11 protein-coding genes are annotated in these 13,488 nt (G+C 55.2%); 5 read left to right on the top strand and 6 right to left on the bottom strand.

All coding sequences use genetic code 11. From position 1 onward, the window contains the following. Positions 1-570: 570 nt before the first annotated feature. The 3 genes from truA to D3A97_RS25290 form a co-directional block, all read right to left on the bottom strand. Positions 571-1,311 carry a tRNA pseudouridine(38-40) synthase TruA gene (truA, locus tag D3A97_RS10805; protein WP_119078350.1) on the bottom strand — a complete coding sequence of 247 codons (741 nt, stop codon included), beginning with the start codon at positions 1,309-1,311 and terminating at the stop codon, positions 571-573. Between the two features lie 89 nt (positions 1,312-1,400). Further along, positions 1,401-2,894 (bottom strand): proline and serine-rich protein 1 family protein, encoded by a 1,494-nt coding sequence (locus tag D3A97_RS10800; protein WP_119078349.1) that lies wholly within the window; start codon positions 2,892-2,894, stop codon positions 1,401-1,403. Between the two features lie 20 nt (positions 2,895-2,914). After that, positions 2,915-3,424, bottom strand: a complete 510-nt coding sequence (locus D3A97_RS25290) for a biotin/lipoyl-containing protein (protein WP_119078348.1) — start codon at positions 3,422-3,424, stop codon at positions 2,915-2,917. Between the two features lie 126 nt (positions 3,425-3,550). On the opposite strand from D3A97_RS25290, the gene D3A97_RS10790 reads away from it, so the two are divergent. The 5 genes from D3A97_RS10790 to D3A97_RS10770 all read left to right on the top strand — a co-directional run bounded on the left by D3A97_RS10790 (position 3,551) and on the right by D3A97_RS10770 (position 10,620). After that, a complete protein-coding gene (locus D3A97_RS10790) occupies positions 3,551-6,139 on the top strand; it encodes a M1 family aminopeptidase (protein WP_119078347.1) in 2,589 nt (862 codons plus the stop codon). 436 nt (positions 6,140-6,575) lie between these two features. Beyond that, complete coding sequence (locus D3A97_RS10785) at positions 6,576-7,901, top strand: gluconate:H+ symporter (protein ID WP_119078346.1); 1,326 nt, start codon at positions 6,576-6,578, stop codon at positions 7,899-7,901. 22 nt (positions 7,902-7,923) lie between these two features. Continuing rightward, the gene (locus D3A97_RS10780) at positions 7,924-8,388 is read left to right on the top strand and encodes a RidA family protein (RefSeq protein ID WP_119078530.1); all 465 of its coding nucleotides are present in this window, start codon (positions 7,924-7,926) and stop codon (positions 8,386-8,388) included. Between the two features lie 11 nt (positions 8,389-8,399). After that, complete coding sequence (locus D3A97_RS10775; RefSeq protein WP_119078345.1) at positions 8,400-9,539, top strand: D-TA family PLP-dependent enzyme; 1,140 nt, start codon at positions 8,400-8,402, stop codon at positions 9,537-9,539. A 4-nt stretch (positions 9,540-9,543) separates the two neighbouring features. Next, entirely contained in the window at positions 9,544-10,620 is a 1,077-nt protein-coding gene (locus tag D3A97_RS10770) for a dipeptidase (RefSeq protein ID WP_119078344.1), read from the top strand. Between the two features lie 260 nt (positions 10,621-10,880). Here D3A97_RS10770 and D3A97_RS10765 read toward each other — a convergent pair whose 3' ends face one another. The 3 genes from D3A97_RS10765 to D3A97_RS25240 all read right to left on the bottom strand — a co-directional run bounded on the left by D3A97_RS10765 (position 10,881) and on the right by D3A97_RS25240 (position 13,476). Beyond that, on the bottom strand, positions 10,881-11,354 hold the full coding sequence (locus D3A97_RS10765) for a CHRD domain-containing protein (protein ID WP_119078343.1): 474 nt from the start codon (positions 11,352-11,354) through the stop codon (positions 10,881-10,883). Positions 11,355-11,408: 54 nt separating this feature from the next. After that, the gene (locus D3A97_RS10760; protein WP_157986473.1) at positions 11,409-12,350 is read right to left on the bottom strand and encodes a DUF1835 domain-containing protein; all 942 of its coding nucleotides are present in this window, start codon (positions 12,348-12,350) and stop codon (positions 11,409-11,411) included. Between the two features lie 301 nt (positions 12,351-12,651). After that, a complete protein-coding gene (locus D3A97_RS25240) occupies positions 12,652-13,476 on the bottom strand; it encodes a TPM domain-containing protein (protein WP_119078341.1) in 825 nt (274 codons plus the stop codon). Positions 13,477-13,488: the final 12 nt, after the last annotated feature.

The following is a 13,488-nucleotide window of genomic DNA, read 5'->3' as shown; positions in this document are numbered from 1 at the left end:
AGACGTTATTCAATTAATGTTTTTCGCTAACATTACCTGTTTGTTACAATTGCTTGTAACGTGCTGTTGTTTCCAATCTTTCAAAGACCTTGCTTAACCACGGCAACACATTCCTGCGTTCCGTAAAACGGTTAATCTTGTAAGATGCCAAGGTTGCGAACCTCCAGGCCCTATGCCTGCATCTCTGTTATGTTTTTAAGAACTTTTGTTGTTTTGCCGCCCTGCACTGTTTCTTTCCGTTTTAACGCGGGTGCAAAGGTAGCGAACATTTTATTTTCAACCAAATTTTTCTGAAGAATTTTTTGACCTTATTTTTTCGATCAGGATTCCCGGAAAACCACTACCAGCAACAATTTGAGCTATGCAGAAAGGAAGAAAAAAAGCTGTAAAGAACTATGTGTTTTCCGTTGTTAGCGGGATGCAAAGGTAGAGACTTTTTCGCTTTACTTCCAAATGTTTTCCGAAAGTTTTTTCCTGAAAACAAACGGAGAGCAATCCGGAACGGCTGTAAAGCCCTGCCATAAAGGGATTCAGTAAGTAAACATTTTTTGAAAAAAACGTGCAGCACACTCAGTAAGTGCCTTCGGGATACTTCACCTGCATCAGGCACAGGCCCTGTGGCGGCACCGCAAAATCCGCCTGTGTACAGTCTTTGCTCTCTATCACCGCCCTGAACTCCTCCAGCGTAAGTTTTCCGCGGCCCACCCGCAGCATGGTGCCTACCAGCCCCCGCACCATGCCACGCAAAAAACGGTTGGCACTCACGTTATAGACTATACGCCCCTCACCTTCCGTCCAGCCGGAATGTTCAATGGTGCAATTGAAGGTCCTCACCTGCGTGTTCCTTTTGGAAAAAGTGCTGAAATCCCGGTACTCCTTCAGGATCTCCGCCGCAGCATGCAGATCATCCATATTCATCCGGTACGGGAAATAATAACCGCGGTCACGCATGAACGGGTCTTTAAACGTATACAAGGTGTACTCGTAAGCACGGCCCGTAGCAGCAAAGCGGCTGTGTACCGCCTCCCCTACCGGGTAAACGCCCTTCAGCACTATGTCTGGCGGCAGAATAGCGTTCATCTTGTACACAAACTGCGGATGCAGCGGCAGTTCCATATCAAAGTGCAAGAAGTTCTGCCGGGCATGCACGCCGGCGTCTGTACGGCTGGAGCCCGTGGTCACCACCGGCACCCGCATCAGCAGGCTTACGGCACGGTCTATTTCAGCCTGTACCGTATGCGCATTTTCCTGCACCTGGAAACCGCTGTAACGGTCCCCCATGTAAGCAACTTCTAAAAAATACCTGGCCATGATGCGCGAAAGTAGGGATTTTTAAAACGGCAAATGGTGAACCAAGCCAGGCTTCCGTTCACCATTTGCAATATTGTCAGCAACCCGCTTTATCTTTTGATCAGCGCCTTGAAACGGCCCTTGTAATAATCGTCTTTCAACAGGTCTTCCAGGTCCGCGTAATTCTGCGAGTCATACGTGCGGGGATAGGCGGCGTCCAGCAACTGGTAACGGTTGTCTTCCGTTGATATCAGCTGCGTCAGCGCCCGTATCTGCTCTGTGCTCACGCACACGCTGCGAACGCTGCGGCGGAAGGCATCTACCATGTCCTCATCTTTCTTTTTGCTGTTCATGGTGCGCAGCAGCTTGCGGAAAGCGTCTACTTCCAGCACCTTGCCGCAATCGGAGTTCACCATGGCTATGGCAGGTTTCTTCTCTTTCTCTTCTTTTTTGGCTTTGGCGCCTATTTCGGTATCCCCGTAAAACTCCGCATTGGCCAGGCTGTCTTTCAGCAGGGCCTCCCTGTCTGCCGCCTCACGCTCCGCCTTCCTCTTCAGCCGCCGGGCTTCCCGGGCCTCTTTGGCGCTCACTTCAGGCTTCTCTTCCCCGTCTGCTATCACCGGTGCTGTTTCAACCACTGTTTCTGCTGCTTTGGCAGCGGCAGGCGCGGCGCCAGACTCCCCAAAATCAATGAACTCCGGCTCAGGGCCTTCCTTCTTCTTTTTAGGTTTTTTCTCCTTTTTCACCGGTGGAGGGCCCGTTTCTTCAACAACCGCGGGCTTCTCGGCGGCCGCCTCGGCCAGTGCCTCGTCAGCGGCGGCTTTCTTTTCATCTTCCAGCACACTGCTCAGCAGTTCTTTTTCTTCAGCCGTCAGCGGTTCCCGCTCCCTGGAGCGGTTGCGTTTGCCGCGGGCCGGCTTTTTAGCGGGCGCTTCGGTGGCATCATCCGTTATAGTAGCCACAGGCACCGTTTCTACGGGCGGCGCGGCGGGTTTGGGTGTAGGTTTGGGAGCTTCCAGCGGCATATCTTCGGGCCGGTCATCTATCACCACTTTATCCAGCGCTTCCGCAAAACTGCTTTTTTTCCGGGGACCGGTATCTGCTGATTTATGCAGGGCGGCCTCCACATCGGCCTGCACATTGTCCATCATGGCCTTTTGCTCCGGGGTGGCCGTATCACTGGAAATGCGGGCCACCGTTACGCTGGCCGTTCCCTCTTCCGGCGCTTCTTCTTCTACAGCGCCGCCGGCCGATTTCAGGGAGGCAAAGGTCTGCAGGTCATACAAAGCATAATCCTTATCCCCGTTGCCTTTCAGCAGGAAACCGTAATCCCGCTTGCCGGTGAGGCGTATCACATAATGCTGTTCCGGCGCCTCGCTTTTGGGAAAACCGATGGTAACGGGCACCTTGCCGGCCTGCAGGCGGGGAAGTATCACGTAGCCGCGGGTAGACGAGCTGAGCAGCTTGCCGTTGAGCTTTACGTAGAAGGGTTGCTGTTTTTCGTGCTGGATGTATACAAAATACGACGCGTCCTGCGCTGCGAGGCCGGTTGCTACCAGCAGGCAGCAGCACAGATATAACAGTTTCAGTTTAATTCGATCCATAATGTTCCTTGTAACAAATATTATTCCAGCACAATTAATACTTCTCCTTTCTCCACAGCGGTACGCTCCGCCACCTTGATCTCTTTTACCACCGCGTCTGCCGCGGCCTTGAACACGTTCTCCATTTTCATGGCCTCCAGGATCAGCACCGGGTCGCCTTTTTTGATAGCCTGGCCGGGCGTTACCAGCACTTTCAGCACCATGCCCGGCATGGGCGCCTTGATATCGTTCAGCTTGCGGGAGGAGGTCTCGGAAATGCCCATGGACGCCAGCAGGCGGTCTATCGGCTCCTGCAGGGCCACTTCGTACAGCGCCTGGTTGATCTGGATGGTGATGGTCTTGGTGTCCGGATCGGTCTTTACCACCTCCGCCACCAGGCTTTTCCCGTCCATTAAGATGCTGAAACCTCCTGAAGGCAGGGCGGCTGTGCTCCAATCTACTTGTTTCCCGTTACATTCCACATGCCCGGGACCGTCTCCGGCCGGGGTGATTTCAAACGGCCGGGCGCCGTTCACTGTTGCTTTGATCATATATTAACCTGTCCTATCCCTACAAAAATAACAATTTTAACCGCTTGCGTCGTATTTAGGCCATTTGTTTAAATTTGACGTTTACCCTCCATCCGGGAGGCTATTTTTGTCCAAAATAACAATTGCATGTATCATCAAATCAGAAAATCACTGGGTATCTGGCTGGCGGGGTTCGCACTTATCGGGCTCTGTTCCAACGCTTTAGCCCAGTCCGGAGACAGTCAGAAAGACGATCCCGCACTCAAGATCTATCGAGCCACCCCCACCAAAATCAACAACCTTGTTCATACCAAACTGGACGTACGTTTCGATTATGCCAAACGGCACCTTAACGGTAAAGCCTGGATCACCCTGCAGCCGCACTTCTACCCTACTGACAGCCTCACGCTCGATGCCAAGGGAATGGACGTGAAAACCGTTACCCTCATCCAGGGCGGCAGCAGCACCCTCCGGTACCCCACCGAAGCCATGCTGAAAACAGCCAAACAAACGCCGCTCAAGTATCAATATGACGGTAACGAGATCAGCATAAAACTTAATAAAACGTATAAATCCGGCGAATCTTATACGGTATTCGTGGAATATACGGCCAAACCAGACGAGCTGGAAGTAAAAGGCAGTGCAGCCATCACAGACGCCAAAGGCCTGTACTTCATCAACCCGGACGGCAAAGACCCCAAAAAGCCTATCCAGATCTGGACGCAGGGCGAAACCGAGGCGTCTTCCGTGTGGTTCCCCACCATTGACAAAACCAACCAGAAAACCACCTCCGAGATCAGCATGACGGTGGAGAAAAAATATGTGTCCCTCTCCAACGGCAAACTGGTGAGCCAGCGCAACAATGCGGACGGCACCCGTACCGATACCTGGAAGATGGACCTCCCGCACGCGCCCTACCTCTTCATGATGGCTGTGGGAGACTTTGCCGTGGTGAAAGACAAATGGCGCAACAAGGAGGTGAACTATTACGTGGAAAAGGAATATGCCCCGCATGCCAAAGCCATTTTCGGCAATACGCCCGAAATGATGACCTTCTTTTCCAAACTGCTGGGATATGACTATCCCTGGGTGAAATACTCCCAGATAATTGTACGGGATTATGTGTCTGGCGCCATGGAAAACACCACGGCCACTATTCACGGTGATTTTCTTCAGAAAACGGACCGTGAGCTGCTGGACGATGATGACCGCCTGGGAGAATCCGTTATTGCGCACGAGCTGTTCCACCACTGGTTCGGGGACCTGGCCACCTGCGAGTCATGGAGCAACCTCACCATGAACGAGTCTTTTGCGGATTACAGCGAATACCTCTGGTTTGAGCACAAATTCGGGAAAGACGCGGCAGACGAGCACGGCTATACCGCCATGAGCAACTACATGGAGTCTGCGGAATACCAGGGAGACCGCCACCTGGTGCGGTTCCATTACCACGATAAAGAGAATATGTTTGACGCCGTCAGCTACCAGAAAGGCGGCCGCATCCTGCACATGCTCCGCAACTATGTAGGTGACGAGGCGTTTTTCAAGGCCCTCAACCTCTACCTGAAACAAAATGCGTTCAAGGCCACAGAATCCCATCACCTGCGCCTGGCCATGGAAGAAGTGACCGGCCAGGACCTCAACTGGTTCTTCAACCAGTGGTACTTCGGCCAGGGCTACCCCACGCTGGACGTTGCCTATGACTACAACCAGCCCGGCTTTGCCAAAGTGATCATCAGCCAGAAGGGAGACAAGGTGTTTGACCTTCCCTTTGCCATAGATGTATACGCCGGCGGCAAAAAAGAACGGCACAACGTGCGCCTCACGGAAAAAACAGACACCTTTGCCTTTGCGGTCAGCGCCAGGCCTGATTTTGTCAATGTAGACGCGGACAAGGTACTGATCCTCAAAAAATCTGACCGGCGCGATCTGAACACCTACATTTTCCAGTACAAGAACGCGCCCAATTACCTTGACCGCCGGGAGGCCATAGAGGCCACGCTGAAACAGCAGACCGGCAACCCCGCCGCCCGCGCCACGGTAATTGCCGCGCTGAAAGACAAATACGAAGGCCTGCGCGCCCTCACCATTTCCGGCCTGAAGCTGGATAATAACGAGGTAAAGACCGCCGCCCTGCCCATTTTGCTCAGCCTGGCAAAAAATGACCCCGTTGCCTGGGTACGCGCCGCCGCCATCAAACAACTGGGCCGCCTCGAAGACGCCCAATATGCCCCCCTGTTCGAAGCCGCGCTGAAAGACCGCTCTTACCTGGTAGAAGGCACTGCGCTCAACGCGCTGGCGGAGCTGGACGTTAAAAAGGCCTACCAGCTGGCCAAAAACATGGAAAAAGACGCCCGCGGCATGTTGAGCAGCGGCATAGCCAGCGTATACGCCAAAAACGGTAATGAAAGCGATGTGCCCTACTTTGCCGCCCGCCTGGAAGAAACTACCGGCCAGGAAAAGATCGGCGCGGCCATTCTCTACCTGAACTTCCTGGCCGGGGTAAACAATACCGCCCTGGTCACCAAAGGTGTGGACGAAGTGGTGGATGTGGTAACCGGCTTCAACAACTCCTGGGTGAACAACTACGTGGTGAACCTGCTAGGCCCCATGGCGCAGAAAAAACAGCAAAAAGCCGCCCAGGCCACCGGGGAACCGCGTAACGAACTGAACAAACAGGCCGAGCACATCCTGCAGGCCGTCAAGAAGATAAAAGAAAGTAAAACGGAAGAGTAACCAGCGGCAGTAAGGCGGTTCAGCCGCCGTTGTGTCACTCACTTCAACTGCAAACCGCTATGGGGCTGACCAGAAAGTAGATGGCTACTTTGGGGTCAGCCCTTTTTTCTTGCACGCCTTTCTCACTGATTTTCATGCAGTTAATATTCCCCGGGGCAGGGTACTTCGGGCTGAAAGCAAGGCTGGTTGCGGGTTTCAGGTAGGATATTTTACCCATATCCCATCCATAAGCCAGGGATATTCCTTGGATAAGCTATCCTTATATAGAGGTGGCTTATCCCTGCCTTATCCAAGGCTGAACAGTGAGAGAAGCATACTATAACATACAGTTCACCAAATAGCAGCCTGCCTGCTGGCCCGGGGCGGGCCAATAAATCCCCTTCCGCAAAAAATTCTTCCCTATCTTGAGTAGATATACCAAAATTCCACCGTCTCCATGATCTCTCCTGTTTTACTGGTCTTGCTGTCCATTCTGCTGCTGATCGCGCTGATCATGTGGGTGAAGCTGGACACCTTTCTTTCCTTCCTGGTAGTTAGCATACTGCTGGCGTTAAGCTGCGGCCTCAACGGCCCGGAAATAGGCAAATCCATCTCCACCGGCATTGGCAGTACCCTCGGGTCGCTGGTCACCATTCTGGGGTTTGGCGCCATGCTGGGCAAGCTGGTGGCAGACAGCGGGGCCGCCCAGCGCATCACCACTTCCATGATCGGCCTCTTCGGCACCCGCCGCATCCAGTGGGGCATGGCCCTGGCCGGCCTGCTGGTGGGCATTCCCATGTTTTACACCGCGGGGTTTGTTATAGTGGTGCCGCTCATTTTCGCCACCGGCATGGCCACCCGCCTCCCTTTGCTGTACGTGGGCATTCCCATGATATCCGCCCTGTCTACCGCACACGGCTTTCTGCCGCCCCACCCCTCGCCCACGGCCATCAGCCAGCAACTGGGCGCAGACATCGGCAAAACATTACTGTACGGCCTCATCATTTCTGTTCCTACCATTGCCATTGCCGGCCCGCTTTTTGGCAGCCGGTTAAAAAAAATGCTCGTTACACCGGAACAGGGGTTGCTGAATATTTCCTTCCGGCCCAATGAAGAGCTGCCCGGCCTCGGCATCAGCCTGTTCACGGCCCTGCTGCCGCTGATCCTGCTCACCATCACCACCATCGCAGATCCGTTCATAGCCAAGGGCGGCATGGTGCAAAAAATAATTGCCGTAATAGGAGACCCCAATATTGCCATGCTGCTCTCCGTACTGGTGGCCGTATGGCTGCTGGGCCTGCGGCGCGGGCAAAGCATGAAGGGCGTAATGAAATCCATGGAAACCGCCTTTAAAGACGTGGCCCCCATTATGCTCATCATTGCCGGCTCCGGCGTGTTCATGCAGGTGATCAAAGACGGCAACATCAATACCTACATTGGTGAAGCGCTGCGCCACCTGCCCGTATCCCCGCTGGTGCTGGGCTGGATCATTGCCGCCGTGATACGCGTTTGCGTAGGCTCCGCCACGGTAGCAGGCCTCACCACCGTGGGCATACTGCTGCCGCTTATTCAAAACCAGGCGGCCCAGCCCGAACTGATGGTGCTCTCCATCGGCGCCGGCAGCCTGATGTTTTCCCATGTGAACGATGGCGGCTTCTGGCTGTTCAAGGAATACTTCAACCTCAGCCTCAAACAGACATTTGCCACCTGGTCCGTTATGGAAACCATTGTATCTGTCTGCGGCCTTGCCGGCGTATTGGTATTGCAACAATTTATTGGATAACTTTAAAGCAAAAACAGAGGAGATGAACGCAGCAGAAAACTTCGCCGCGCTGGGCCTTGAGCTTCCGCCCGCGCCCGCGCCCAAAGGTGTATACAAACCCTTGTTGATAGTAGATAAACTGGTATATGTCTCCGGCCACGGCCCGGTGCTGCCCAATGGCGGGCTGCTGTTCGGCAAAGCCGGCCTTGATGTCAATGCAGACGGGGCCAAACTGGCCGCACAGCAGGTGGGGCTCACTATTCTTTCCACCCTGGTGTCTCAACTGGGCTCCCTCAACAAAATAAAACGGGTCATCAAAGTGCTGGGCATGGTGAACGCCACGCCAGACTTCGGCAAACACCCCTTTGTGATCAACGGCTGCAGTGAGCTGTTTGTGAAGGTCTGGGGGCCGGATAACGGCGTGGGCGTGCGCAGCGCCGTAGGCATGGGCTCCCTGCCCGAGAACATCACCGTAGAAATTGAAGCGGTATTTGAACTGGCAGATTAATCCAACAACTTATGTACGAACTGAAAGAACCGGCTACGCTGGCCTCTCCCGCCCTGCTGGTGTACCGCGAGCTGGTAGAAGACAATATCCGGAAAATGATTGCCATGGCCGGCGGCCCGCAGCGGCTGATGCCCCATGTAAAAACGCACAAAATGGCGCCCGTGGTGCAAATGCAGCTGAAGCAGGGCATTACCCGTTTTAAATGCGCCACCTTTGCCGAAGCGCAAATGCTGGCGGAAACCGGCGCGGCAGACGTGCTCCTGGCGTACCAGCTCAACTCCCCCACGGCGGAGGCTTTTGCGGAACTGGCCGCCCGCTTTCCCAACACCCGGTTTGCTTCGCTGGCAGACAATGAGGCGTCCGCAAATTTGCTGAACAAGATCTTCGGGGACATGCAGCACTCCCGCAAACCCATTGGCTTTGCCCGCGAACAAGGCGGCGCAAAGGCGGAAGTGTACATAGATATTGACAACGGCATGCACCGCACCGGCATAGCGCCGGAAAAGGCCCTGGCCCTCTGCCGGCAAATTCAGGCACTGCCCCATGTACATTTGCGCGGCCTGCATGTATACGACGGTCACATCCGCCAGCCGGACCTGGCGCTGCGCACGGCGGAATGCAACGAGGCTTTTGCTCCCGTGGCCGAACTGGCCGCGGCCGTGGGCGATGTTGAAGTAGTGGCCGGCGGCAGCCCCACATTTCCCATTCACCTGCAGCGCCCCGGTGTAACCTGCAGCCCCGGCACCTGCATCCTGTGGGACGAAGGCTACGGCAGCTCCCTGGCGGAACAGGCCTTTACGCCCGCCGCCCTGCTGCTCACCCGCGTCATCTCAAAGCCGCAGGAAGGCCATGTTACGCTTGACCTGGGGCACAAAGCCGTTTCCGCGGAAAACCCCATTACCAAAAGAGTGTTCTTTCACGGCCTGGGCGAGTATGAAGTGATCTCCCAAAGCGAAGAGCACCTGGTGGTAAAAACACCCCAGGCCGGCCAATTGCAGGTAGGGGACGTGCTGTACGGCACGCCCTGGCATGTATGCCCCACCGTGGCGCTTTACAATGAAGCGCTGGTGATCAGCCATGGCGCCCTCGCTGCTACCTGGCCCATTGCACGCGGCCGCAAAATTATCAGCACCCGTTTATCAACCAAATAACCATATGCAATCATTCATTTTTGATGCGCATCTTGACCTGAGCATGAACGCCCTGGAGTGGAACCGTGATCTCACCAGGCCGCTGCAGGCCATCCGTGACCGGGAAAAGGGATTGACAGACAAACCTGACCGCGGCCACGGCACAGTGTCCCTGCCGGAAATGCGCAAGGGGCGCGTGGGCATCTGCGTGGCCACCCAAATTGCCCGCTACGTGGCGCCAGACAACCCGTTGCCGGGCTGGCACTCCCAGGAACAGGCCTGGGCGCAAACGCAGGGCCAGCTGGCGTGGTACCAGGCTATGGAAGCCCGCGGCGAAATGAAACAGATCACCAATGCCGCAGCGCTCACCGCCCACCTCCAGCTCTGGGAAAACGCGGCAGACACCAGCTCCCTGCCCATTGGGTTCATCCTGAGCCTGGAAGGAGCAGACTCTTTCTTTGAACTGGATTGCGTGGAAAAAGCCTACGCTGCCGGCCTGCGTGCCGTTGGCCCCGCTCACTACGGCCCCGGCGTATATGCATATGGAACGGACGCCAGCGGCGGACTGGGTACCAAAGGACGCGCCCTGCTCAAAGAAATGGAACGGCTGGATATTATCCTGGACGCCACCCACCTCTGCGATGAAAGTTTTTTTGAGGCCATGGACCATTTCTCAGGCCCGGTATGGGCCAGCCATCATAACAGCCGCGCGCTGGTGCCGCACAACCGCCAGTTTTCAGACGAGCAGTTCTCCCTGCTCATTGCCCGCGGCGCCGTAATAGGCACCGCCTTTGACGCCTGGATGCTCACGTCCGGCTGGCAAAAGGGCGTTAGCCGGCCCAAAGAAATGGGTGTTTCCCTGGAGAAAGTGGTTGACCAGATGGACCATATCTGCCAGCTGGCCGGCAACAGCCGCCATGCCGCTATTGGCTCTGATCTTGACGGGGCCTTTGGTACGGAACAATCTCCTCATGACCTGGAAAGCATTGCCGGGCTGCAAAAAATACCCGACATACTCCGCCGGCGCGGTTACAAGGAAGAAGATATTGAGAACATCACCCATAAAAACTGGGTGCGCTTTCTGCTGGAGGCATGGGCGTAGACACTTGCATTCGCGGCCACGGCGCCTATTACCGGCAACACACGCATGCATTGTCATTTCTGTAGGGCCCGCAACACTATCTACAGAAAACACGGTCATAAAGGCGGTATCAGCCCAACTTTCAGACCTGCCTACCTACAAGGCGCAAAATAAAAAAAGGCAGGCCCCGATAAGCCCGCCCTCTATGCCGGTTACCGAAAGCAGCAAGCGTAACCGGCATTTTCTTTTTCGGTTATTCTCTTCAGTAGGCATTGAATTTTCTAGTAAGTCAGCTCGATCTGCCCGCGTATTTCCCCACCCGGGTTGGCGGCGGTATGGATATTGACATACCATTTACCCGCCAGCAGGTCTGCCTCTGTTTGCGTAGTGCCGTTCAGTACAAAGCTGGTGGTAAAGCTGCCGGCCGGCGCGGATGCGAACAGGGTGGCAAAGTTTTGCAGCACGCCCGCATTCACCCCTATGGCGGCGGGACCATGAATATGCATGAGCGTGGCATTGCCGGAAAGGTTTGACCAGCGAACAGTGATGGTCATCTCTTTTGAATCAGGGTTGTAACTGGCATCAAAGCTGCCGGTGCCGGTAGTGGTAACCGCGGGGTTTTCCTGCGCGCCGCTCATGGGCGCATTCTTAACGGTATACAGGTTATCCTGCTCGTCCTTGTCTTTTTTGCAGGAAACGGCTGCCAGGCAAAAAATGCCCATGGCCAAAAATACCAGGAGATGTAAATTTTTCATAGCGCTCTTCTTTAGGGGAGTATACGGGAGAACGCAGTACGGGGTTGCTTGGGGTCAGGTATGAATTACCTTGCTTTCATCCCCGTCCCAACGCCAGGGCGTTTGGTCAAGGGGTATGCCGCCCAGCCACAGGTTTTGCTGCGAGGCAAAGGAGAGGTAGTTCTCTTCGTTGTTCAGCACCTCGCGGCCAAGGCTGGTGATGCTCAGCATTTCATTGTCACGCTGCAATACGCCCGCGCGCTGCAGGCGCTGAATGTAAATATCCAGCTGAAAATCCCCGAAGCCGTAGATCTTCTGCTCGTTCCAGAACTGGTAATAAAGCGCTCTTTCGCTGAGCTTGCCTAATGCCAGGCGGTCCAGGAAAAAATGCTCCACCGCGTTCAGCCCGTTGACGGTGCCCGGCAGCCGCCGCAGGTGGGCCTGCAGCGCTTTGCCCAGGTAAGGAAGATGTTTGGTGGAACGGTGGCTCAGTGTTTCCAGCGCCAGGGGATCTGCGCCGCTATAGGCTTCGCGCGCCTGGAGGGCCAGTTGCCAGTCTTCCGCCTGCAGGCGCACCCGGCTTTCGAACAAGGGCCGCAGGTGCTCCGGTTTCAGCATGCCGATGCCCCGGAAATCCGGCACCTCGGGGTGCTCTTGTAGCTGAACAATGCTGACCGGTGGTAATGATATGGAAAGATGATGAAGGTAGTACAATACAAACAGCAGGTTTACCTGGCAAAACAGGTCAAATTCGAACCATAGCACAATTTCTTCATACGCCGCGGCATTGTTGAGGCGCTGGGTGGTTTCCGGCAGGTCTCGCAGGTAGGCGTCACTGTCTATACCATATTGCTGCTGCAGGTATGCAGCCCTTTCCCTGAAGAATTGCTGCATATCGGTAGCAGGCGGGGTTTTACCCTCGCAAAGCATTTCCCGCCAAATTACCTTTTCCCCGGGAATACCGCTATGGTCAAAGATCTCGCGGGTGGCATCGCCGTTTAATACATGAAGGAGCAATTGTACATCCGAATTAGTGACAAACAGCGCTTGGCGTTTGCCTGGTCACGAATAAATATGCCTGAGTCATTGCTGTTGCCGGTGTCTTTATTGCCGTGGTGATAAAGTGTTGCCTGTCTTGGCCATTGCCTTGCGGAGCTGTTGCCGGTGTCTTTATTGCCGCGGTGGCAAAGTGTTGCCTGTCTTGGCCATTGCCTTGCGGAGCTGTTGCCGGTGTCTTTATTGCCGCGGTGGCAAAGTATTGCCTGCCTTGGCCATTGCCTTGCGGGAACGTTCTTCCGGGCAAAGTATAGCGGCGTATTTACCAGCTTCCGCCGGCGCCGCCGCCGCTGCTGGAGCCGCCGCCGAAACCGCCAAAACCGCCCCCGCCGAAGCCACCACCGCCGCCGCCACCGAAGCCGCCGCCAAAACCACCGCCGCCGCGGCCCAGGGAGCTGCCTATGATGCCGCCCAGGATACCGCCAAACACGCTGTCTCCCCTGCGGCTGATCACCCGGCCACCGCCGCGCCCGCCGCCACCACCACCGCGTCCGAACAGCACCAGCAGGATGATGATGATAATAATGATGCCCAATATGTTGCCGCCGCCGGGGCCCGGCTTGCTGCGCGGAACACCTGTATATTCACCTGCTGCCGCTTTTACCAGGGCGTCTGCCGCTGCATCCAGGCCCTGGTAGTAGTGCTCTTCCCGGAAAGCCGGTTTTATGATCTTGTCAATAATGCCCCAGGCTATGGCGTCGGGTACCGCACCTTCCAGCCCGTCTCCCGTAATAATTCTCACCCGCCGGTCTTTGATGGCCGCAAATATCAGTATCCCGTTGTTTTTCTTTTTCTGGCCAATGCCCCAATCCCGGAAGATCTGCAGCGCATAGTCAAAATCATCATATTCCCCGGTAGTATTGACCAGTACAATGGCAATTTGTGAGGAGGTACTGTCATCGTACGCCACCAGCTTCCTTTCCAACTCATTCGTCTCAGACTGCAACAGCACATGCGCGTAGTCGTTCACCAGCCGCGGAGGATTGGGCCTGGCGGGAAAATCTCTCCCGCCGGGAAAATCCTGCGCAATAGCACTACATCCGATCAGTATGACACTCCATAAAATTAACCAGCGGAAAAACTTCATTTGTTTGTTGCT

The organism is Chitinophaga alhagiae (genome assembly GCF_003568665.1).
GTDB lineage: Bacteria > Bacteroidota > Bacteroidia > Chitinophagales > Chitinophagaceae > Chitinophaga > Chitinophaga alhagiae.
This window is presented reverse-complemented; position numbering and strand designations above follow the sequence as displayed.

Coding starts and splice junctions, on each gene's coding strand:
- truA (WP_119078350.1), bottom strand. CDS start 1,311: ATGGCCAGGTATTTTTTAGAAGTTGCTTACATGGGGGACCGTTACAGC.
- D3A97_RS10800 (WP_119078349.1), bottom strand. CDS start 2,894: ATGGATCGAATTAAACTGAAACTGTTATATCTGTGCTGCTGCCTGCTG.
- D3A97_RS25290 (WP_119078348.1), bottom strand. CDS start 3,424: ATGATCAAAGCAACAGTGAACGGCGCCCGGCCGTTTGAAATCACCCCG.
- D3A97_RS10790 (WP_119078347.1), top strand. CDS start 3,551: ATGTATCATCAAATCAGAAAATCACTGGGTATCTGGCTGGCGGGGTTC.
- D3A97_RS10785 (WP_119078346.1), top strand. CDS start 6,576: ATGATCTCTCCTGTTTTACTGGTCTTGCTGTCCATTCTGCTGCTGATC.
- D3A97_RS10780 (WP_119078530.1), top strand. CDS start 7,924: ATGAACGCAGCAGAAAACTTCGCCGCGCTGGGCCTTGAGCTTCCGCCC.
- D3A97_RS10775 (WP_119078345.1), top strand. CDS start 8,400: ATGTACGAACTGAAAGAACCGGCTACGCTGGCCTCTCCCGCCCTGCTG.
- D3A97_RS10770 (WP_119078344.1), top strand. CDS start 9,544: ATGCAATCATTCATTTTTGATGCGCATCTTGACCTGAGCATGAACGCC.
- D3A97_RS10765 (WP_119078343.1), bottom strand. CDS start 11,354: ATGAAAAATTTACATCTCCTGGTATTTTTGGCCATGGGCATTTTTTGC.
- D3A97_RS25240 (WP_119078341.1), bottom strand. CDS start 13,476: ATGAAGTTTTTCCGCTGGTTAATTTTATGGAGTGTCATACTGATCGGA.